Source organism: Curtobacterium sp. BNK-1, assembly GCF_048685235.1.
Classification (GTDB): Bacteria; Pseudomonadota; Gammaproteobacteria; order Enterobacterales; family Enterobacteriaceae; genus Pantoea; species Pantoea agglomerans.
The window spans coordinates 3824558-3845162 of sequence record NZ_JBLQTJ010000001.1; the positions used below are offsets into that span (position 1 = coordinate 3824558).

At 56.6% G+C, this 20605-nt stretch carries 20 protein-coding genes; 12 read left to right on the forward strand and 8 right to left on the reverse strand.

What is annotated here, in order from left to right; all coding sequences use genetic code 11:
• The first annotated feature begins 48 nt into the window (after positions 1 to 48).
• The 6 genes from ACMGGP_RS18110 to ACMGGP_RS18135 are packed head-to-tail and all read left to right on the forward strand — an operon-like array spanning position 49 to position 5771.
• The gene (locus ACMGGP_RS18110) at positions 49 to 1515 is read left to right on the forward strand and encodes a hypothetical protein (RefSeq protein WP_498798679.1); all 1467 of its coding nucleotides are present in this window, start codon (positions 49 to 51) and stop codon (positions 1513 to 1515) included.
• Between the two features lie 17 nt (positions 1516 to 1532).
• A complete protein-coding gene (locus ACMGGP_RS18115; protein ID WP_052270964.1) occupies positions 1533 to 2807 on the forward strand; it encodes an ATP-grasp domain-containing protein in 1275 nt (424 codons plus the stop codon).
• Complete coding sequence (locus ACMGGP_RS18120; protein ID WP_022624802.1) at positions 2795 to 3502, forward strand: class II glutamine amidotransferase; 708 nt, start codon at positions 2795 to 2797, stop codon at positions 3500 to 3502. Before ACMGGP_RS18115 ends, ACMGGP_RS18120 begins: the two co-directional genes overlap by 13 nt.
• A 5-nt stretch (positions 3503 to 3507) precedes the next feature.
• Positions 3508 to 4308, forward strand: a complete 801-nt coding sequence (locus ACMGGP_RS18125) for a 2OG-Fe(II)-dependent halogenase WelO5 family protein (protein WP_010671609.1) — start codon at positions 3508 to 3510, stop codon at positions 4306 to 4308.
• A gap of 29 nt (positions 4309 to 4337) precedes the next feature.
• On the forward strand, positions 4338 to 4838 hold the full coding sequence (locus ACMGGP_RS18130; RefSeq protein WP_010258916.1) for a YbaK/EbsC family protein: 501 nt from the start codon (positions 4338 to 4340) through the stop codon (positions 4836 to 4838).
• Positions 4839 to 4859: 21 nt separating this feature from the next.
• Entirely contained in the window at positions 4860 to 5771 is a 912-nt protein-coding gene (locus tag ACMGGP_RS18135; RefSeq protein WP_033773205.1) for an EamA family transporter, read from the forward strand.
• Positions 5772 to 5852: 81 nt separating this feature from the next.
• Here ACMGGP_RS18135 and ibpA read toward each other — a convergent pair whose 3' ends face one another.
• The gene (gene ibpA, locus ACMGGP_RS18140; protein ID WP_010258920.1) at positions 5853 to 6269 is read right to left on the reverse strand and encodes a small heat shock chaperone IbpA; all 417 of its coding nucleotides are present in this window, start codon (positions 6267 to 6269) and stop codon (positions 5853 to 5855) included.
• A gap of 299 nt (positions 6270 to 6568) precedes the next feature.
• Between ibpA and ACMGGP_RS18145 the strand changes: the two genes are divergently transcribed.
• Positions 6569 to 6928 carry a YceK/YidQ family lipoprotein gene (locus tag ACMGGP_RS18145; RefSeq protein ID WP_498798680.1) on the forward strand — a complete coding sequence of 120 codons (360 nt, stop codon included), beginning with the start codon at positions 6569 to 6571 and terminating at the stop codon, positions 6926 to 6928.
• Here ACMGGP_RS18145 and ACMGGP_RS18150 read toward each other — a convergent pair.
• From ACMGGP_RS18150 to dnaA, 7 genes are all read right to left on the reverse strand, one after another.
• Positions 6903 to 8162, reverse strand: a complete 1260-nt coding sequence (locus ACMGGP_RS18150) for a YidR family protein (protein WP_498798681.1) — start codon at positions 8160 to 8162, stop codon at positions 6903 to 6905. The two genes, ACMGGP_RS18145 and ACMGGP_RS18150, sit on opposite strands and share 26 nt — an antisense overlap.
• A 115-nt stretch (positions 8163 to 8277) precedes the next feature.
• Entirely contained in the window at positions 8278 to 9087 is an 810-nt protein-coding gene (yidA, locus tag ACMGGP_RS18155; RefSeq protein WP_498798682.1) for a sugar-phosphatase, read from the reverse strand.
• 99 nt (positions 9088 to 9186) lie between these two features.
• Positions 9187 to 9666, reverse strand: coding sequence for a NanQ anomerase/TabA/YiaL family protein (locus tag ACMGGP_RS18160; protein ID WP_010258925.1), 480 nt, complete (start codon positions 9664 to 9666; stop codon positions 9187 to 9189).
• Positions 9667 to 9857: 191 nt separating this feature from the next.
• Positions 9858 to 12266 carry a DNA topoisomerase (ATP-hydrolyzing) subunit B gene (gene gyrB, locus ACMGGP_RS18165; protein WP_010258926.1) on the reverse strand — a complete coding sequence of 803 codons (2409 nt, stop codon included), beginning with the start codon at positions 12264 to 12266 and terminating at the stop codon, positions 9858 to 9860.
• Positions 12267 to 12284: 18 nt separating this feature from the next.
• Positions 12285 to 13370, reverse strand: coding sequence for a DNA replication/repair protein RecF (gene recF, locus ACMGGP_RS18170; protein ID WP_010258927.1), 1086 nt, complete (start codon positions 13368 to 13370; stop codon positions 12285 to 12287).
• Positions 13371 to 13587: 217 nt separating this feature from the next.
• Positions 13588 to 14688: a DNA polymerase III subunit beta gene (gene dnaN, locus ACMGGP_RS18175; RefSeq protein ID WP_010258930.1), complete on the reverse strand. Its 1101-nt coding sequence runs from the start codon at positions 14686 to 14688 to the stop codon at positions 13588 to 13590.
• Between the two features lie 4 nt (positions 14689 to 14692).
• Positions 14693 to 16108 (reverse strand): chromosomal replication initiator protein DnaA, encoded by a 1416-nt coding sequence (gene dnaA / locus ACMGGP_RS18180; protein WP_010671615.1) that lies wholly within the window; start codon positions 16106 to 16108, stop codon positions 14693 to 14695.
• 597 nt (positions 16109 to 16705) lie between these two features.
• Between dnaA and rpmH the strand changes: the two genes are divergently transcribed.
• The 5 genes from rpmH (at position 16706) to mnmE (ending at position 20547) form a co-directional block, all read left to right on the forward strand.
• A complete protein-coding gene (rpmH, locus tag ACMGGP_RS18185) occupies positions 16706 to 16846 on the forward strand; it encodes a 50S ribosomal protein L34 (protein ID WP_003849659.1) in 141 nt (46 codons plus the stop codon).
• 14 nt (positions 16847 to 16860) lie between these two features.
• Positions 16861 to 17220, forward strand: coding sequence for a ribonuclease P protein component (gene rnpA, locus ACMGGP_RS18190; protein WP_008926396.1), 360 nt, complete (start codon positions 16861 to 16863; stop codon positions 17218 to 17220).
• On the forward strand, positions 17184 to 17441 hold the full coding sequence (gene yidD / locus ACMGGP_RS18195) for a membrane protein insertion efficiency factor YidD (RefSeq protein WP_008926397.1): 258 nt from the start codon (positions 17184 to 17186) through the stop codon (positions 17439 to 17441). The genes rnpA and yidD overlap by 37 nt, the downstream gene beginning before the upstream one ends.
• A 2-nt stretch (positions 17442 to 17443) precedes the next feature.
• Complete coding sequence (gene yidC / locus ACMGGP_RS18200; RefSeq protein ID WP_010258933.1) at positions 17444 to 19090, forward strand: membrane protein insertase YidC; 1647 nt, start codon at positions 17444 to 17446, stop codon at positions 19088 to 19090.
• A gap of 92 nt (positions 19091 to 19182) precedes the next feature.
• Positions 19183 to 20547, forward strand: a complete 1365-nt coding sequence (mnmE, locus tag ACMGGP_RS18205; RefSeq protein WP_010258935.1) for a tRNA uridine-5-carboxymethylaminomethyl(34) synthesis GTPase MnmE — start codon at positions 19183 to 19185, stop codon at positions 20545 to 20547.
• The last annotated feature ends 58 nt before the right edge of the window (positions 20548 to 20605 follow it).

Here is a 20605-nt window from a genome sequence, read left to right on the forward strand (position 1 = left end):
GGCTTCAGACCATAAAGTGATTCTGTTCACCTGAGGAAAACGTGAGAAATGAATAATCTGCCCGCCATGATGAAGGAGATGGAAGCGTATCTGTCACCCGCCATCATTGAGTCTGCTCAGCGCTGCTCTCTTCGCCTGCTGGCAGCGTTGCCGGATCAGCAGCAGCTGGAGAATAACCGTGTGCTGCTCGCCTATGGCGGAGGAAAAGATAGCAGCTACATGGTGGCTTACGTGCGTTACATTCAGGGACTGATCTGGCAGCAGCAGGGCAGCACCTTTCATCTGCGGATCAGCACCAATCGCCATGCGGCGATGAATCAGAGCGTAATGGAGAATATCCACCGCGTTTATCAGTCGCTGGCGATGCATGACGATGAGCGGGTGGAGTGTCTGGTCGTGGATGGCCTGCTGATCCGGCCGTTTGACCGCGACCTGCCGATGCCGGACAGCGTGCGGCAGCAGAACCGCAATGACGTGCTGATGAATGGCCACCGGTTTCGCGCCGACGCGCGCTCGACCTTCTGCAACGCCTGTAATCTCAGCATGGTGAACTCCTTTGGCCTGGCGGCAGACTACAACGGTGGCGTGGATCTGATTGTTACCGGCGACTCGCCACAGGAGCAGGCCGCCTATGTCGCCTGGGCGCGGCACCTCTCACGGCTGTTTGATGCGCCAGTGGCGGACAAAACCCGGGGCTTCAGCGGGTTTCTGCAGACGCTGGATGGCGTGGCAGAGCGCTACTTCAGCGATGTTTATGGCGCCGATCAGCTGACGCCTGCGCACCGCATCACCCACCAGCTGGCGCGCAATCCACTGTTCTTCAACATCTATCAGGACACCGCCTATGAAGCGGGCGCGCACTGGGCACTGCTCAGCGAATTTATGCGCTTCCGTTTTGATGCGCTGATGTTCAGTTTTTCCGAATCCGACTGCGGTAATCCGACGCTGATGGCGCACCTGCGCGGATTGCGGGCAGAAACGCTGCTGCAGCGCCACTATGCCGAAGGGATCCGCGAATATGTGCGCTTTGCGCTGGGACTGATGGTGAAGAAAGATTTTCCGCCCGCGCTAATCGATGAGATGGCAGCACGCTATCAGGATGACGCCGCGATCCAGCGGCAGCGGCAGCGCGCGGCGGACTTCGCCATACAGGCGTTTGACCTCAGCGAAGATCAGCTGATCTGCATGATCTACTCCCCGTTCCTGGCGCAGGGAGAGCAGCTCGGACACTGGCTGATGCAGCAGCAGATTACGCTGGATGAGGCGGCCATCCGCGATCTGCTTGAGCAACGCAGTGAAGATCGCGCGCTGGCACAGCAGTTAACCCGGCTCTCCGGCATGACGCTGACGCAGATGCGGCACTGCTGGCAGAGCAAGCCGGTCAGTTCGCTGCTGGAGGGCAAAAGCGCCGATCCGCTGTCGCGCGTGCTGCGTTTTGATCCCCACAAAGCGGTGATTCAGGTCAATAACGGTGTACTGAATGACATCGTGACAGAAATCATTTCCGGGCGTTAACCCGGTAAGGCGAGGCGATGAAAAAGATTTTTCTGCAAATTGGCGCCACCCGCGACGGGCAAAATCCTTACTGCGCGGTGGCGAAGCGCGACGGCTATTTTACCGTGCTGGCTGAAATGGGTGATTTCGTCGATTACCAGTCGTTAAGCCTGGCTCTGCCGTTTGATCTGATCATTCGCCTCGATCGCCCCGAAAATCCCTGGGAGGTGATGCAGGCCTATCTGCACGCCGGTTTACTGGCGCATCCGCTGGTGGTGCTGGCGGGCTTTGAAGCCTACAACGCCAGCGCCGGACGACTGCGCGAGATGCTGGCCGGACCGGATGCGCCCGCTGCCTTTATTCCGCTGGATAAATATGCGCAGCGTATGGCGCTGAAAAAAGCCTGGCCGCGCTTCCCGCAGCCGGAGTTCCGCTTTTTCGCCTCGCCGCTCAGCATTCTGGATGCCGGACAGGCGCTGATCTATCCCTGCGTCGTGAAGCCGGTGGATGGCGGCGGCGGCCTGGGTATCTGGCTGATTGAGCATGCCGATCAGCTGCATAGCGTAGTGAAACAGCTGGTGCAGACCATGAACTACGGCGGACGCGGCTTCAGCGGCTTTATTGTGGAAAGCGCACTGATTGGCGATGAGTTTTCATTACAGGGCGTAGTGCATCAGGGACATCCCCAGGCGCTGACCTGCTGCCAGAAGGTGATTGAGCAGCACCGGGATGCTGAGGGCTGCGTCAGCTTTTATGAGTCGGGGCATGTGGCGATGGCGGCAGCGGCCCTGCCGGCCTCGTTCAGCAGCCTGATGACCTTCTGTTGTGAAACCTTTGGCTATCGTCAGGGTGCATTTCATATCGATTTTATTGTGGTCAACGGCGTGCCGCATTTCCTGGAGATGGGGTTCCGGCTCTCCGGCATGGGTGTGGCGACGCTGGTGCAGGAGGCGACCGGCATCAACTGGGCGGAAGTCACCTTCCGGCTGGAGGCGGGTGGCGCGTTACCTGTCTTTGCCTTCACCACACCCGGTGCGGTCGGCCAGCTGCGGTTGCGGCAACCGGCGCAGCTGCAGGCTGCCGAACGCTGGATCGATCAGCATCAGCAGGGCGCGTTGTTACCGCCACTCAGATTGCCTGCGTTACAGGTTTCGTCACGCTCATCGCTCTATGCCGACCTGACGCGTCACGCGGGCATTCTGGCCACTTTCAGCCTGACGGCCACAGCGCGTGAGCCGATTATGACCACTTTTCAGCAGGTGATTGCCGCGCAGCCGGTGGCGGCCGGGAGAGATAAAGTATGTGCAGGATGATTCTGGCGCATGGCCGGTTCGACAGCGCAGAGATTCTGGAGGCGGCGCGCGCCATGAGCTGCGGTGAAAGCGCCGAACACGATGGCCCGATCAAATCACACCCTAACGGCTGGGGCTGTCTGTGGCTCGAAGAGGGTGAGATTCGTACCCTGCACGGCACCGGCGCGTTCGCAGAAGCGCTGCCCGGTATCGATGTGGATCGGCTGCGCAGCCGGTTTCTGGCGGTGCATGTGCGGCACGCCACGCTGAGTAAAAATCAGGGACTGGCGTTTTCTCATCCGCTGTGGCGCAACAGCGCCGGACATCAGTGGTACATGATGCATAACGGCTTTCTGCCGACGATTTACCGCCAGCTCGGTCTGGCCGAATCGCGCTTCGATTCAGAAGAGTATCTGCGTTATCTGGTGGATCAGACCACGCCTGCCGATTTCACCCGCGACTATCTGCGCGCAAAGATGGCGCAGGTAGAGCCGGGCGGCAGCGCAGGGAATGCCATTTTCGTCACCCGTGACAAAGCCTGGGCGTGGCAGTGGTATCCGCACGACACGCCCTGGCCCGACTATTTTACGATGCATTTTCAGCAACAGGATGGTTGCACGCTGATCGCCTCTGAACCCGTGGCAATACCAGGCAGCGCTGGCAACTGGCGGCGAATGAACAATCATGAACTCTATGAAATACCGTTTAGGGAGTGATAAACATGGCAATTTTCAATCAGTTCCGCGTGATTAATCCCAACATGTTTGTGGAATCGACCTGGCTGGATGACATCGTTACCGCACGGGTGCCGCTGCTGGTGCTGCGTAATTTCCTGACGCCAGAGGTGCGGGAAGCGGTGGTGACCGACCTGCAGAGCTGCCGGGAAAAGATCCGTGTCTCCCACTATCCCAATGGCGCGCTGACCACGCTCGGCCCCTATCTGGCGCGTCATACTGCGGCTCCCGATAACTACTTTACCGAGCTGCGCGATATCCAGCCGGCGTTGCCGCCCTCGCTGAATACGCTGCGCGAACAGATTTACCGCTGGGTTCAGCATGCGCTGCGGCTAGAAAGTTTACGCATCGCCCACGAACCGGGTTGTGGAGACTATGCCGGTTCTATCGTGCGCTTTCATGCCAATGGCGTCGCGAACCCGCTGCATAACGACAATATCGTGCGCGACGCCGCAGAGACTTCGCTGGTGGTGACGCAAATCCTGCATCAGCTCAGCTGCGTGGTCTGCCTGCAGGAGTGCAACGCGGGTGGGGCACTGCGCATCTACAACAAAAAGTGGTCGCCAGAGGATGAGCAGTTCAAAACCGCCGGGGAGCTGGGTTATCGCAGTGGGGTGATTGAAAACAGCGAGATCTGCGAATTTTCACCACGCAGTGGCGATATCTATCTGTTTAATCCTGCGTTTTATCATGAGATCGATCGGGTCGAAGGCGATACCCGTATCACCATGGGTTTCTTTTTCGGGCTGACCGATAAAAAAATGAAACACGCTATCGCCTGGAGCTAAGCCGGGCTGTGCCAGAACAGGAGAAGGGAATGACGACGTTTGAAAAAATTACTGCGCTGCTGGATCAGCAGCAGGCCAGCTACCGCGTGGTGGAACATGAGGCGATAGGGCAGACCGAACAGATCAGCCAGATACGCGGTAACCTGCTGGGCCAGGCGGCCAAAGCGATGGTGCTGGAGGTCAGCATGCCGGACGGTGCGCCATCGCGTCAGCTGCTGGCGATAGTGCCGGGCGACTGCCGGATCAATTTCAAAAGTGCGGCGCGCGCCATCGGCGGCAAAAAATCCTCTTTTGCCGCACCAGAGCTGGCGCAGGCGCTGACGGGCTGTGTGATGGGCGCGGTACCGCCGTTTAGTTTTGATGACCGGCTGGCGCTGCGGGTGGATACCCGGCTGCAACAGGTCGGAACGTTATGGTTTAACGCGGGCGAGCTGGATAAGTCGATCGCGCTGGCTGTAGATGATTATTTTCGCATCGTGGGTGAAGGCTGCTGTGCCGATATCGCGACCCCGATTGCGGTTACCGCCTGACGGCAGGACAAGGAGTTTCTGATGTCGGTAAAAGATATGCTGTTAGCGCTGTGCGTGGTGGTGGCGTGGGGCGTCAATTTTGTGGTGATCAAGCTGGGGCTGCAGGGTATGCCGCCTTTTTTGCTCGCCGGGCTGCGTTTTACCCTGGTCGCCTTTCCCGCCATTTTCTTTGTGCGTCGCCCGCCGATTCCGCTGCGCTGGCTGGTGGTTTATGGCATGACCATCAGTTTTGGTCAGTTCGCCTTTCTGTTCCTGGCGATCAAGCTCGGCATGCCTGCCGGTCTGGCCTCGCTGGTGCTGCAGGCGCAGGCATTCTTTACCCTGTTGCTGGGCGCGTTGTTGCTGGCGGAGAAGCTGCGCTGGAATCATATCGTCGGGATTATCATCGCTACGCTGGGGATGTTTTTGCTGGCAACGGCAGGCATGGAAGGGCAGACCAGCGCCGGTATTACGCTGACCACCATGATGCTGACGCTGTCGGCGGCGCTCTCATGGGGGCTGGGTAATATCACCAATAAGATTATTATGCGGAACCGCAGCGTGCCGATCATGTCACTGGTGGTCTGGAGTGCGCTGGTGCCGATCGTTCCTTTCTTTGCCTGTTCGCTGCTGTTTGATGGTCAGGCCGCCATCGTTTACAGCCTGCTGCATATCGGCCTGCAGACCGTGCTGGCGCTGTTCTATCTGGCGTTTGTCGCCACCATTGTGGGTTACGCTATCTGGGGGAATCTGCTGAGTCGCTACGAAACCTGGCGCGTCGCGCCGCTGTCGCTGCTGGTGCCGGTGGTGGGGATTATTACCGCCGCGCTGGTGCTGGATGAGCATCTCTCCGGGCAGCAGATGCTGGGTGCGGTGGTGATTATACTGGGGCTGCTGGTCAACGTGTTTGGTGGCGTGCTGGGTCAGCGCTTAGCGATGCGAACGCAGCCGTAAGGGTAAATCTGCCTTCAGATATAAGGGCAAAAAAAACGCCGCTAACGCGGCGTTTTTAATGACTGTTTCAGAACCTCAATATTACTTCAGAATCTCAATACGGCGTGGTTTCGCCTCTTCCGGCACCAGACGTTCAAGATCGATGCTCAGCAGACCATTTTCGAGACGGGCATCGCGCACCACAATGTGGTCGGCGAGCTGGAATTTACGCTCGAAGTTACGCTCGGCGATACCCTGATACAGGTATTTACGCTCGGTCTGCTCTTCAGGATGGGCACCCCGCACGATCAGCACGTTATCGTGCGCCGTGATATCCAGTTCGCTCTGAGCAAAACCGGCCACCGCAATAGTAATGCGATAGTGATTTTCATCGACCAGTTCAACGTTATAGGGAGGATAGCCGCCATTGCTCTGATTCTGATTAGATTCGAGCAGGTTAAACAGGCGATCAAAACCGATAGCAGAGCGATAAAGTGGGGTGAGATCAAAATTACGCATATTAAGACTCCTGAATTTCAGCAAGTTTTGGCAACCTTCCACTACTGGACAGGCTGGATACGGCACCCCACTGTCCCTTGCGGCAACGGTGAGTGCGTCCGTAAACTAAAAATGGGTGCCACAAGACCATTTTCAAGAGGGTGAAATGCAATTTTTTTCGCCAATTTGAGGAAATGGCATACACTCAGGACTACTTTTGCCAGACCCAGACGGACTTCGCCCCAGAGTGTTGACGTTGTCTGGCAAGCAAACTCAGCCAGGCTTATGCCATGACTGAAGGGATGATGATGATGAAATTGATGAAGACCTTACCTCTGGCTGGAGTGGTGTGCTGCGCAATGGCAACAACCGGCTGTTCCAGCGTGATGTCTCACACAGGTGCGAGTCAGGGCTACTATCCAGGCACCCGTGCCAGCGCTGATATGCTGTCCGATGGTGATACCAGCTGGGCGCTGAAGCCGCTGGCGTTAATCGATCTTCCTTTCTCTGCCGTGCTGGATACGCTGCTGCTGCCGTGGGACTACTACCGCAGCGACAAAGATAAATCTCTCGACTCTCCACGTGAACGCATCCTGCAGAGCGAAAGGCTGGCGCATACGCAGGAAAGCCTGGCGCAGGCGCAGCCTATGCCTCCTATGCGGTCACTGCCGCAACCGTAAAGAGTTGCCGCCAGCCATTCACCTCACGCATATAAGCAATCTGTGTACCATCAGGTGACCAGACCACCGCGTCACCTGATGGCGCCTCTTCCGTTCTGCGGGTCAGACGCTGACATGCGCCGCTCTCAACGTCACATCGCATCACGCTGTTATCGCAGATAAAAGCGATCGCCTGGCCGTCAGGATGCCAGCTAAAGGCGGACTGAATGCTGTGGCTGAGTCGGGTGATCTGACGCGGTTCGCCGCCGTTGGGGGAGACCGTCCAGAGCTGGATCACCTCTGCGGCATCCGCCATCAGAAACGCTATCTGGCTGCCATCCGGTGCGGCGCGCAGCCAGTGGCGAGGTTGCAGAGCCACACCACGGCTGTGCGTCAGGCGACGCTGCTGCACGCCAGCCGGTGGCGCAGGTAACTGCTGGCTGCTGCCCTCCAGCGGCATCTCTCCGGCGCGGGCGTAATCCTCCAGCGCATCAGGCAGATCAACAATAAAAACTTCAGGCCGTTTTTCACCCTGCGCCGTCAGCGTGTCGCCAATAAAGGCGATCGCCCAGCGCTGCCAGCTGCCGTCCGGCTTCTGGTAGCCACGCTCACCGACCCAGCACTCCTCACAGGCACGATTAATCTGGTCACTGCCTGGCAGCGGTTCCGCATGCGTCTGGCTCACCAGCAGGCAAAAAAAGGTGCCGTCATATTCGCGCGGATGCTGCTTTTCGGGCGTTACAGCGCAAAGGGGCACCGCGATGCCGACGTTGCGCAGATCGAGCCGGCTATCCAGTTCGTGCATCACGTGGTCATTGTAGGTAAAGCTCAGGCGAGAACCATCGGGACTGAAGACATGTACATGCGAGCCGCCACGCAGCGCGCCAGGGGTAAACGGCGGCGTGATATCGCAGGCATCCAGATTCACCGCTGCACCGTTCTGAACGATCACCCCGCGCCGGTGGTGGAAGTCATACTGCCAGTTGGCATCGGGATGTTCCGGGCCATGAATGCAGACGTAGCGCGGTGGCAGATCGGGACTGACCGTGACGACGCCGACGTGAGCACCATGCCGGGCCTGATAGAGCACCTCCACCTCACCGGTCATCACATTGACCCGCTCAATGGTCTGACTGGTAAACGACGCGCTCGATGGACGAACGTCAAACGCCAGCCACTGGCTGTCGGCAGTCCAGACATTAATATTGGTGAGCTGATGCTGACGGGCAGCAAAGGTGATCTGTTTTTCTGACATGATGAAACCCACGGAGAAAGAGTTGCCAGACAAATTACGCGATTCTGTTTTGCGGTGCAGCATTTTTGCCGGGTTAGGGGATCCGGGCCGAAGCGGCCCGGCAGAGAACAGGCCGTTACAGCACTAACTCTTCGATGGCATGCGCGACGCCATCTTCCATATTGGTTTTGGTGATGAACTGAGCAATTTTCTTAACAGAGTCAATGGCATTCCCCATTGCGACACCCGTTCCTGCGTATTCGATCATCGCCAGGTCATTCTCCTGATCGCCAATCGCCATCACTTCTTCCTGCTTCAGGCCGAGCTTCTCAGCCAGCATTTTGACGCCCTGGCCTTTATTCACCCGACGATCGAGGATTTCGAGGTAATAAGGCGCGCTCTTCAGGATGGTGTAAGTCTGCTGAGCATGCCCGGGCAGGCGGGCAATCGCTGCGTCGAGCAGAGCGGGCCGGTCGATCATCATCAGTTTCGGGAAGCGCATGGCACGATCCATCTCCTCCACCGCGCGGTAGCGCACCGGAATGCCGGTCAGGCTCGCTTCATGGATGGTGTATTCGCTGATGTCTTTGTTAGGGGTATAGAGATGGGTTTTGTCGAATGCCTGGAAATGTACGCCAAGCTCACGCGCCAGGTTCTCAATGAAGAGGTAGTCGTCAAAGGTCAGCGTCACTTCCGCCACGCACTCACCATCTTCGGCCTGATGGACCAGCGCACCGTTGTTGCTGATCGCGTACTGGCCGGGCGTCTGCATATCCAGTTCCATGAGATAGCGCTGGATACCCACAAACGGCCGGCCGGTGGTCAGAACAATCGACACCCCTTGCTGACGGGCGCGATCCAGGGCGGATTTCACCGCCGGTGTGATCTCATGTTGCGGGTTGAGCAGGGTGCCATCCATGTCGATAGCGATCAATTTAATAGCCATAGAGTCCTCGTAGCGTCTGGGTTTTGTTCAATGCTAGCGCGATTCAGCGCACATTGACCAGTTTCATGGCAGGCGAGAACGGCCAGCTGACCACCAGGTTCAGGCGGTAAAGAGATCGCGGTGGATTTTAATCACGGCTTTTCGGATTGTTGCGGGTTCGCCAGGGGCGCAGCAGGGGCGATGGATATCGTGCGGGAAAAAGAGCGCGAACATGCCGGGCATCAGCGTAATCACAGACTCATTCAATATCTTTTGATAAAAAACGACGTCTCGCTGCTGGGCAAAATCTTCGGTGATGTGCTGGTCGGGATGGGCACGGGCCACGCCAATATTTTCGGTGCCTGCCAGCAGATACTGAATATCGATGTAGTTGAAGTGGGACTCCGCTTTGCGTGCGCTGGCCGGTTCGGTCATCATCTCCTGCACCAGACAGAACATTTTGTTGTCGGGCAGGATCTCATATTTGCCGGTTTCCAGCTGGCTGAAATCTGTGCTGGCAATCCAGCTTATCGCCTGATCGACTACCGGATGAAAGGCGTGACGTTCTCTGTCCCAGTCGTGACGATCGCAAACAATCATGGTGTTACTCCCTGTGTGGAATAGTGCGCGGTAAATGCGCAAAGAGGGGCAAGAGTAAGGGAGCTGACCGGGTTAAAACGTGATCGGGATCGCAGCATGCGGGCAGGAAGGCACGCCCTGGCGGGTTTTCCGCCCGGACGGCACAAAAAAAGGCCATCACCTGGGTGATGGCCTTTCATCTCTGATGCCGGTTAAATATCGATATTGGCGGCTTTCAGCGCATTTTCTTCGATGAAGGCACGGCGCGGTTCAACCGCATCGCCCATCAGGGTAGTAAACAGCTGATCAGCGCCAATCGCATCTTTAATGGTGACGCGCAGCATACGACGGCTGTCTGGATCCATGGTGGTTTCCCACAGCTGCTCCGGGTTCATCTCGCCCAGACCTTTGTAGCGCTGGACCGAGAGGCCGCGACGTGACTCTTTAATCAGCCACTCAATCGCCTGTTCGAAGCTTGCCACTGGCTGACGACGCTCGCCACGCTCGATATAAGCATCTTCTTCCAGCAGACCACGCAGCTTGCTGCCCAGGGCGCAGATTTTGCGGTACTCAGGACCCTGAATGAAATCAGCATCCAGCGGATAGTCAGTATCTACACCGTGGGTACGGACGCGCAGTACCGGCTCGAACAGGTTTGATTCGCGGTTTTCACGCACCTGTGCCAGATAGGTGCTGCCATGCGCTTCGCGTTCAGTCAGATAGCTCACCAGACCATTCAGCCAGGTTGTAACCTCTGCTTCGCTGGTCAGGTCGCTCAGCGTGTCGTGATAAATCATCGCACGCAGCATGGCCATCGGATAACGGCGCTCCATACGCTTGATCATCTTCTGAGTGCTGTTGAAGTCAGTGACCAGCGTCTCCAGCGGCTCACCGCCCAGCGCCGGCGCGCTGGCATTGGTGTGCAGCGTCGCGCCATCAAGCGCGATAGCGATCTGGTATTGATCCATCGCTTCATCATCTTTGATGTACTGCTCCTGCTTGCCTTTCTTCACTTTATAGAGTGGCGGCTGGGCGATATAAACGTGGCCGCGCTCAATGATTTCAGGCATCTGACGATAGAAGAAGGTCAGCAGCAGGGTACGGATGTGCGAACCATCGACGTCGGCATCGGTCATGATGATGATGCTGTGATAGCGCAGCTTGTCCGGGTTGTACTCGTCGCGACCAATACCGCAGCCCAGCGCGGTGATCAGCGTGGCCACTTCCTGGGAGGCGAGCATCTTATCGAAACGCGCTTTTTCAACGTTAAGAATCTTACCTTTCAGCGGCAGAATCGCCTGGTTTTTACGGTTACGGCCCTGTTTGGCCGAGCCGCCTGCGGAGTCACCCTCCACCAGGTAGATTTCAGACAGCGCCGGGTCGCGCTCCTGGCAATCCGCCAGTTTGCCTGGCAGACCGGCCAGGTCCAGCGCGCCTTTACGGCGGGTCATTTCACGGGCGCGGCGTGCCGCTTCACGGGCACGGGCGGCGTCGATGATTTTGCCGACTACAATTTTGGCGTCTGAAGGGTTTTCCAGCAGGTATTCAGCCAGCAGTTCATTCATCTGCTGCTCAACCGCTGTTTTCACCTCGGAGGAGACCAGTTTATCTTTGGTCTGCGAGGAGAATTTAGGGTCCGGTACTTTCACCGAAACCACAGCGATCAGACCTTCACGGGCATCATCACCGGTGGCGCTGACTTTGGCCTTCTTGCTGTAACCCTCTTTTTCCATATAGGCATTCAGGGTACGGGTCATCGCTGAACGGAAACCGGCGAGGTGTGTACCGCCGTCGCGCTGTGGGATGTTGTTGGTAAAGCAGTAGATATTTTCCTGGAAGCCGTCGTTCCACTGCAGCGCCACTTCCACACCAATGCCATCTTTCTCGGTAGAGAAATAGAACACGGTAGGGTGAATCGGGGTTTTGTTTTTGTTGAGGTACTCAACAAACGCCCGGATGCCGCCTTCATAGTGGAAGTGATCGCTTTTGCCATCACGCTTATCATCCAGACGAATCGACACGCCGGAGTTCAGGAATGAGAGTTCACGCAGGCGTTTCGCCAGGATGTCATACTCAAAATCGCGCACGTTGGTAAAGGTTTCGTGGCTCGGCCAGAAACGCACACGGGTCCCGGTAATGTCGGTCTCACCCGTCACCGCCAGCGGTGCCTGCGGTACGCCATGGACGTAAATCTGCTGATGCACTTTGCCTTCGCGACGAATGGTCAGCTCCAGCTTCTGCGACAGGGCGTTAACCACGGAGACGCCCACGCCGTGCAGGCCGCCGGAGACTTTATAGGAGTTATCATCGAACTTACCGCCAGCATGCAGCACGGTCATGATCACTTCAGCGGCAGAGATGCCCTCTTCTTCGTGAATACCGGTAGGAATGCCGCGTCCATCATCCTGCACCGATACGGAGTTATCGGCATGGATGGTGACCACAATGTCACTACAGTGACCAGCGAGCGCTTCGTCGATTGCGTTATCCACGACCTCGAATACCATGTGATGCAGACCGGTACCGTCATCGGTATCGCCGATATACATGCCCGGGCGTTTGCGTACCGCATCAAGTCCTTTCAGGACTTTAATACTTGAGGAGTCATAAGAATTCGACATCAACGTTTCTCGCTCATTTTAATCTTCAGGTTGAACCGCTATTTTACCCTGTTCCACGCGGAACATCTTGCCCTTTTCGTCGGTCATGTCGATTACATGTCCGGCAGAAATTGCGCTGACAAACACCTGAGCCTGAGTGGCTTTTAACCGTTCCGCCAACAGGCGTCGGCGGCTCTCATCCAGCTCAGAAGCAAAGTCATCAATGAGGTAAATACAGCGGCGTCCGCTCTGGCTTGTCAGGAACTCGCCCTGTGCCAGACGCAATGCACACATCAGCAGTTTTAACTGCCCGCGTGAGAGTAAATCTTCTACCGGCGTCCCTTCAGCCCGAATACGAAAATCCGCTTTATGGGGGCCGCTGGCGGTATAGGTCAGTGCGCGATCGCGCTCGAAGTTACGTTCCAGCAGTTCGGCGTAGTCGCTCTCTTTGTCCCAGCCACGCTGGAATGAGAAGCGCAGCTCAAATTCCGGCAGAAACTGGCCACAGGTGGCGGTGATTTCCGCTGAAATCGCCGCGCTGTATTCCGCCCGCCACTGGCTGATCTGTTCAGCCAGCGGAACCAGCTCCTGATCCCAGGGACGAATCTGGCTGTAACGTGAGACCTGGCGCAGCGCCGCGTTCCGCTGTTTAAGCAGGCGGCGCATGTTGTTCCAGGCGTTAAAAAAGCCGGGGGTGTTATGAAAGCAGCCCCAGTCGACATAGGCTCTGCGATATTTGGGGCCGCCATTCAGCAAACTAAAGCCTTCAGGGGTGATTAACTGCATCGGCAACAGCTGCGCCAGCTCCGCGACCTTGTGACCATCGCTGCCATCAATGCGCACTTTGCTGTCACCGGCACGGTTTTTGGTCAGCCCGACTGAAATTTCCCGCTCTTTGTTTTCCAGACGCCCATGCAGCACAAACGCCGCCTCGTCGTGACGAATGACGCGTCCCGCCTGCAGGCTGCGAAACGAACGGCCATGCCCCAGAGTATGAATCGCTTCTAAAACGCTGGTTTTACCACTGCCGTTGGCGCCGACCAGGAAATTAAAGCCGGGTGCCAGCTGCAGGTCAGCCTGCTCAATATTACGAAAATCTTTGATAAGAAGGCGGGTTAAAGCCATGAATCAGTCCAGCGTGAAGGGCAATAAAGTTTTGGGCCTGGCGATCCAGGGCGTCAACGGCAAAGCAGGTTTGCCCGATACCTCAGTCACCAGGCCGTCGGCGTCGCCGCCAGTCTGGTTCCGGCCAGCGCGCAGGCCCTGGGAGCATACTGAAGTATGTGACCAGGGGCGAGCACTGCCCGGAATCAGAATGGCAAGTAAGCCAGGCCGATATATTCTACAAGCGCATGGGCATGACGACATAGGCCGCTGCCGGGCTCGCCACATCCTCAATCTGCACGCTCGACACCGAGTCGGTCAGCAGCAGACGGACGTTTTCGCACTTCAGCGCGTTCAGTACATCCAGCACGTAACTGACGTTGAAGCCAATCTCCAGTTCCGTGCCGTTGTAGCTGACATCCAGCATCTCTTCCGCTTCTTCCTGTTCAGGGTTATTGGCGGTGATCTTCAGCTGATTTTCGGTGATATAGAGGCGAACACCGCGGAACTTCTCGTTAGAGAGGATAGCGGCGCGGGCAAAGGCCTGTTTGAGCAGATCGCAGCCCGCTTCCAGCGCTTTGTCGGGATTCTTCGGCAATACGCGACGATAATCGGGGAAACGGCCATCAACCAGCTTAGAGGTAAAGATGTAGTCGCCGACATGCGCACGGATATTGCTGCCGCCAATCTGAACCTGCAGCGGAGTATCGCCGCCATCCAGCAGACGCAGCAGTTCAATCACGCCTTTACGCGGCACAATCACCGAATGACTCGGCAGCGCCTGACCAATTGGCATGGAGCAGACGGCCAGACGGTGACCGTCAGTGGCCACGGTGCGCAGCTCTTCCCCTTCGGTTTCAAACATCATGCCGTTGAGGTAGTAACGCACATCCTGATGCGCCATCGAAAACTGAGTCGCTTCAATCAGCCGTTTCAGCGTTGCCTGCGGCAGGGTAAATTCAACTTCACTCTGCCAGTCGTCAAGATTGGGGAAGTCACTGGCGGGCAGGGTCGACAGCGAAAAACGGCTGCGGCCAGAGCGCACCAGCATGCGATCGCCTTCCAGTGCCAGAGTAATTTCTGCGCCATCCGGCAATCCGCGACAGATATCGAGGAATTTGCGCGCCGGAACGGTGGTGGATCCAGGCTCATGTGCCTGAGTCAGCGCCACGCGTGCGACCATCTCCATTTCCAGATCGGTACCGGTCAGCAACAGCGAACCTTCAGTTACCTGCAGCAGCAGGTTTCCAAGGATCGGTAGCGTCGGACGACCACCCAGGGGACCACTTACTTGTTGCAGCGGCTTCAGCAACTGCTCACGTTCAACAATAAATTTCATAGCGTCAGGAAGATAATGTTCTGATGAGATTAGAGAAATCTTCTTTGATATCGTGGCTCTCTTCACGCAGCTGCTCAATCTTGCGGCAGGCATGAAGCACCGTTGTATGGTCGCGCCCCCCAAAAGCATCGCCAATTTCTGGCAAGCTATGGTTGGTTAACTCTTTCGCCATCGCCATCGCCATCTGGCGCGGACGTGCCACCGAGCGCGAACGGCGCTTGGAAAGCAGATCCGCCACCTTAATTTTGTAGTACTCAGCCACGGTCTTCTGAATATTATCAATGGTGACCAGCTTTTCCTGCAGCGCCAGCAGATCGCGCAGTGCTTCGCGCACGAAGTCGATGGTAATCGCCCGGCCAGTAAAGTTGGCATTGGCGATCACGCGATTCAGCGCGCCTTCCAGCTCACGCACGTTAGAGCGTAACCGCTTGGCAATAAAGAAGGCGACTTCACCAGGCAGACGGATATCGTTCTCATCCGCTTTTTTCATCAGGATCGCCACACGCGTTTCCAGCTCAGGCGGCTCGATCGCCACCGTTAAACCCCAGCCGAAACGTGATTTAAGACGATCTTCCACCCCGTTGATCTCTTTTGGATAGCGATCCGAGGTGAGGATGATCTGCTGATTGCCCTCTAATAAGGCATTAAAGGTGTGGAAGAACTCTTCCTGCGATCGCTCTTTATTAGCAAAGAACTGAATGTCATCGATCAGCAGCGCATCTACCGAACGGTAGTAGCGTTTGAACTCTTCAATCGCATTGTTCTGTAGTGCTTTAACCATGTCCTGCACGAAGCGCTCGGAGTGCATATAAACCACTTTTGCATTGGGTTTTCGGGCAATGATGCCGTTGCCCACCGCATGCAACAGGTGCGTTTTACCGAGACCGGTGCCGCCATACAGAAACAGCGGGTTGTAAGCGCCGCCTGGATTATCCGCCACCTGACGTGCCGCCGCGCGCGCCAGCTGGTTAGATTTACCCTCGACGAAGTTATCGAAGTTATGACGGTTGTTCACATTTGAGCGATAGGTGACGTCGGCCGGAGCCGGGACATTATCCCAGCTGGGACGCATGATCTGCGTCGGGGCCGGACGAATATGGCTCTGTACGGGCATCACGGGCGCGCTGACGCTGGCCATTACAGGCTGGCTGACCGCTGCCGCCTGCTGCTGAACCGGGCGCGTTCCCACTTCAAAACGCAGCGTGGGCACGTTTGGACCGCAGAATTCATTCAGCAGTGCATTGATACTATTAAGGTATTTGTCCCGAACCCAGTCGAGTACGAAGCGATTTGGAGCATACAAGGCAAGCGTATTGTCGTTTAACTCAGCCTGCAGTGGACGGATCCACATGCTGAATTCGGTGGCAGGAAGCTCATCCTGCAAACGGGCAAGACACTGTTGCCAAAGCGTAAGTGACACGGCGGACTCCACTCGTACAAATTCGAAAAGAATAGTAGGCGTTACTCTAAGAAACGTTCATTTTTGACACAGACGCTAAGAAAGCGCCTGCGACCGCTATCAGCGGTTTTCCGTCCTGCAATCACCGGAGGATCGTCAGCGGAAGGGCGGATCATAGCGCAAAGCGAGGCAGAGATCTTCCCTTTCTACACAGTTTTGATCCTTTTTATCCACAGGCCAGAGGCGCGCAAAGAAGTTTACGCCAGTTGCGGGAAAAACCAGCAGGGATCTGGCGCAATCCATTAAAATTTCGGGCGACATCTCATTTTATCCCCAGGATCCGGCCAGCCGATCGCAATAAGATCCCGTGCGATCCTTGCGCTTTAGTGCGGAGCCCGTATAATTCTCCACCCGACATTGAGCCATCAGGCGCAAAGTCGGGACTCTGCGGGCTGTATGCGGGTTTTCAGGCACTATGACACGCGAAGTAAATTGACTCGGGACTGTACAATTATTACAATCCCGCCTCTTTATTAAAGACACATTGAGGCGTAGGTCGATTTTCTGGCCCGAAACGCGTCACCCAGTGAAAATTTTCAAGTTTAGGTAGAAACCGCCATGAAACGCACTTTTCAACCGTCCGTACTGAAGCGCAACCGTTCACACGGTTTCCGTGCTCGTATGGCAACAAAAAATGGTCGTCAGGTTCTGGCACGTCGTCGTGCTAAAGGCCGTTCTCGTCTGACCGTTTCTAAGTAATAAAGCAAGCCCTGATGGGTAAGCTCGCATTTCCCAGGGAGTTACGTTTGTTAACTCCCACTCATTTCACTTTCGTCTTCCAGCAGCCACAACGGGCTGGCACGCCGCAAATTACTATTCTCGGCCGCCTTAACGCGCTGGGGCATCCCCGCATCGGTCTCACCGTCGCTAAAAAACATGTGAAACGCGCTCATGAACGCAACCGGATCAAGCGATTGACCCGCGAAAGCTTTCGTCTGCGTCAACATGAACTGCCGTCGATGGACTTCGTGGTGGTCGCGAAGAAGGGGGTTGCCGATCTGGATAACCGTATGCTGGCGGAAGCGTTGGAGAAATTATGGCGTCGTCACTGTCGCCTGGCGCGCGGCTCCTGATCGTCCTGATACGCGTCTATCAACGCGGCATCAGTCCATTACTGGGACCACACTGTCGGTTTCACCCGACCTGCTCTCATTACGGAATTGAGGCATTACGCAGGTTCGGCCTGATAAAAGGCAGTTGGTTGACATTAAAACGCGTATTAAAATGCCACCCCTTGAACCCGGGTGGTGACGATCCTGTGCCGCCAAAAACCTTTGATACCAGAGAACATTAACGATGGATTCGCAACGCAATCTCTTTCTCATCGCTTTTCTGTTCGTGACCTTTATGATCTGGCAAGCCTGGCAGACGGACCACGCTCCGCAGCCACAGCAGACGCAGACCACACAAGGCACAAACAGCGTAGCGGGTGATACCGCCAGTCAGGGTGTACCGGCCAGCGGTCAGGGCCAGACGATCACCGTTAAGACTGATGTCCTGTCATTGAATATCAACACCCGAGGCGGTGATGTTGAACAAGCACAGCTGCTGACTTTCCCGGACAAACTGGGTTCTAACCAGCCGTTCCAGCTGCTTGAAACAACGCCAGCGTTCCTTTATCAGGCACAGAGTGGTTTGACCGGTCGTAATGGCCCGGATAACCCGAACAACGGCGCGCGTCCGCTGTTCAACGCTGCGCAGGATCACTTCGAGATGGCTGATGGCCAGTCCGAACTGCGTGTGCCGATGACCTACACCGCTGAAAATGGCGTGGTTTACACCAAAACCTTCATCTTCAAGCGTGGCGAATATGCCGTTAATGTCGATTATCATGTCAACAACACCACCCAGCAGCCGCTGGAAGTGTCGCTGTTTGGCCAGCTGAAGCAGACCATCGATCTGCCTAAGCATCGTGATACCGGCAGCAACAACTTTGCTCTGCACACCTTCCGTGGCGCGGCCTACTCCACCAGCGAGTCGAAATATGAGAAGTATAAATTCGACACCATCGCGGATAACGAGAACCTGAACGCCACCACCAGCAATGGCTGGGTTGCGATGCTGCAGCAGTACTTTGCAACGGCATGGGTTCCGCGTACCGAAGGCACCAACACCCTTTACACCAGCAACCTGGGTAATGGCGTGGCGGCGATTGGCTATAAATCTGCACCGGTCACCATTGCCGCGGGCGCACAGCAGAATCTGGGTGCAACGCTGTGGGTCGGCCCGGAAATTCAGGACAAGATGGCAGCGATTGCGCCGCACCTTGATCTGACCGTGGATTACGGCTGGTTGTGGTTTATCTCTCAGCCGCTGTTCAAACTGCTGAAATTTATTCACAGCTTCATCGGTAACTGGGGCTTCTCCATTATCGTGATCACCTTCATCGTGCGCGGCATCATGTACCCGCTGACCAAAGCGCAGTACACCTCGATGGCGAAGATGCGCATGCTGCAGCCGAAAATTCAGGCGATGCGTGAGCGTCTGGGTGATGACAAGCAGAAGCAGAGCCAGGAAATGATGGCGCTGTATAAAGCAGAGAAAGTGAATCCGCTGGGTGGCTGTCTGCCGCTGGTGATTCAGATGCCAATCTTCCTGGCGCTCTACTACATGCTGTCAGGCTCGGTTGAACTGCGTCATGCGCCATTTATTCTGTGGATCCATGACCTGTCAGCGCAGGACCCGTACTACATCCTGCCGATTCTGATGGGCATCACCATGTTCTTCATTCAGAAGATGTCACCGACCACCGTGACCGATCCGATGCAGCAGAAGATCATGACGTACATGCCGGTGATTTTCACCGTGTTCTTCCTGTGGTTCCCGTCAGGTCTGGTGCTGTACTACATCGTCAGCAACCTGGTCACCATTCTCCAGCAGCAGCTGATTTATCGCGGCCTGGAAAAACGTGGTCTGCATAGCCGCGACAAGAAGAAAGCGTAAGCGATCCAGAGCGGGAGTAATCCCGCCCTAAAATAGTCTATTCTCAGGCGGTCAAAGCGACCGCCTGTGTTTTTTGTAGCGAGAGAAAATTTATGAGCCACAGCGATACCATTGTTGCCCAGGCGACGCCGCCCGGACGCGGCGGCGTAGGCATTCTGCGCGTCTCTGGCGCGCAGGCGGCAGAGGTCGCCCGCCAGCTGCTGGGCAAACTGCCTAAGCCGCGTTACGCCGATTATCTGCCGTTCACCGATAGCGATGGCCGCGTGCTGGATCAGGGCATTGCGCTGTGGTTTCCCGGTCCTAACTCCTTTACCGGTGAAGATGTGCTGGAGCTGCAGGGCCACGGCGGCCCGGTGATCCTCGACCTGCTGCTGAAGCGCATCGTGGCGCTGCCTGGCGTGCGTATCGCTCAGCCGGGTGAGTTTTCAGAGCGTGCGTTTCTGAATGACAAGCTCGATCTGGCGCAGGCCGAAGCGATTGCTGACCTGATTGATGCCAGCTCTGAGCAGGCGGCGCGTTCGGCCGTGAACTCCCTGCAGGGCGTCTTCTCCACCCGTATCAATCATCTTGTGGAAGCACTCACTCACCTGCGGATCTATGTCGAAGCCGCTATCGACTTCCCGGATGAGGAGATCGATTTCCTCTCTGACGGCAGAATCGAAGCGCAGCTGAATACGGTGATCGGCGATCTGGATGCCGTCCGTGCCGAAGCGCGTCAGGGCAGCCTGCTGCGTGAAGGGATGAAAGTGGTGATTGCGGGCCGGCCTAATGCGGGCAAATCGAGCCTGCTGAATGCGCTGGCAGGCCGTGACGCCGCCATCGTCACGGACATCGCAGGCACCACCCGTGACGTACTGCGTGAGCATATTCATATTGATGGCATGCCGCTGCATATCATCGACACCGCCGGTCTGCGTGAAGCCAGCGACGAAGTGGAGCGCATCGGGATTGAGCGCGCCTGGCAGGAGATCGAACAGGCTGATCGCGTGCTGTTTATGGTGGACGGCACGACGACCGATGCCACCGAAGCGGCGGCTATCTGGCCCGATTTCGTCTCTCGTCTGCCGCCCGAACTGCCGATTACCGTGGTCCGCAACAAGGCGGATGTCACCGGGGAGTCTCTCGGTCTGACAGAAGTAAATGGTCACTCACTGATTCGCCTGTCGGCACGCACCAGCGCGGGCGTGGACGAGCTGCGCGATCACCTGAAGCAGAGCATGGGCTTCGCCGGCAATATGGAAGGCGGCTTCCTGGCGCGTCGCCGTCATCTGCAGGCGCTGGAGCTGGCGGCAACGCACTTACAGCAGGGTAAAGCGCAGCTGCTCGGTGCCTGGGCCGGTGAGCTACTGGCGGAAGAGTTACGTCTTGCCCAGCAGGCGTTAAGCGAGATCACCGGCGAGTTCACTTCTGACGATCTGCTGGGGCGCATCTTCTCCAGCTTCTGTATCGGTAAATAACCTTGCTGGCCTGATAGCGTCCTGCTGTCAGGCCAGATTTCCTGCCACGCTTCCTCCC

Excerpts from the sequence above, each read along its gene's own strand:
- ACMGGP_RS18110 (WP_498798679.1), top strand. The coding sequence starts at position 49 with ATGAATAATCTGCCCGCCATGATGAAGGAGATGGAAGCGTATCTGTCA.
- ACMGGP_RS18115 (WP_052270964.1), top strand. The coding sequence starts at position 1,533 with ATGAAAAAGATTTTTCTGCAAATTGGCGCCACCCGCGACGGGCAAAAT.
- ACMGGP_RS18120 (WP_022624802.1), top strand. The coding sequence starts at position 2,795 with ATGTGCAGGATGATTCTGGCGCATGGCCGGTTCGACAGCGCAGAGATT.
- ACMGGP_RS18125 (WP_010671609.1), top strand. The coding sequence starts at position 3,508 with ATGGCAATTTTCAATCAGTTCCGCGTGATTAATCCCAACATGTTTGTG.
- ACMGGP_RS18130 (WP_010258916.1), top strand. The coding sequence starts at position 4,338 with ATGACGACGTTTGAAAAAATTACTGCGCTGCTGGATCAGCAGCAGGCC.
- ACMGGP_RS18135 (WP_033773205.1), top strand. The coding sequence starts at position 4,860 with ATGTCGGTAAAAGATATGCTGTTAGCGCTGTGCGTGGTGGTGGCGTGG.
- ibpA (WP_010258920.1), bottom strand. The coding sequence starts at position 6,269 with ATGCGTAATTTTGATCTCACCCCACTTTATCGCTCTGCTATCGGTTTT.
- ACMGGP_RS18145 (WP_498798680.1), top strand. The coding sequence starts at position 6,569 with ATGAAGACCTTACCTCTGGCTGGAGTGGTGTGCTGCGCAATGGCAACA.
- ACMGGP_RS18150 (WP_498798681.1), bottom strand. The coding sequence starts at position 8,162 with ATGTCAGAAAAACAGATCACCTTTGCTGCCCGTCAGCATCAGCTCACC.
- yidA (WP_498798682.1), bottom strand. The coding sequence starts at position 9,087 with ATGGCTATTAAATTGATCGCTATCGACATGGATGGCACCCTGCTCAAC.
- ACMGGP_RS18160 (WP_010258925.1), bottom strand. The coding sequence starts at position 9,666 with ATGATTGTTTGCGATCGTCACGACTGGGACAGAGAACGTCACGCCTTT.
- gyrB (WP_010258926.1), bottom strand. The coding sequence starts at position 12,266 with ATGTCGAATTCTTATGACTCCTCAAGTATTAAAGTCCTGAAAGGACTT.
- recF (WP_010258927.1), bottom strand. The coding sequence starts at position 13,370 with ATGGCTTTAACCCGCCTTCTTATCAAAGATTTTCGTAATATTGAGCAG.
- dnaN (WP_010258930.1), bottom strand. The coding sequence starts at position 14,688 with ATGAAATTTATTGTTGAACGTGAGCAGTTGCTGAAGCCGCTGCAACAA.
- rpmH (WP_003849659.1), top strand. The coding sequence starts at position 16,706 with ATGAAACGCACTTTTCAACCGTCCGTACTGAAGCGCAACCGTTCACAC.
- rnpA (WP_008926396.1), top strand. The coding sequence starts at position 16,861 with ATGGGTAAGCTCGCATTTCCCAGGGAGTTACGTTTGTTAACTCCCACT.
- yidD (WP_008926397.1), top strand. The coding sequence starts at position 17,184 with ATGGCGTCGTCACTGTCGCCTGGCGCGCGGCTCCTGATCGTCCTGATA.
- yidC (WP_010258933.1), top strand. The coding sequence starts at position 17,444 with ATGGATTCGCAACGCAATCTCTTTCTCATCGCTTTTCTGTTCGTGACC.
- mnmE (WP_010258935.1), top strand. The coding sequence starts at position 19,183 with ATGAGCCACAGCGATACCATTGTTGCCCAGGCGACGCCGCCCGGACGC.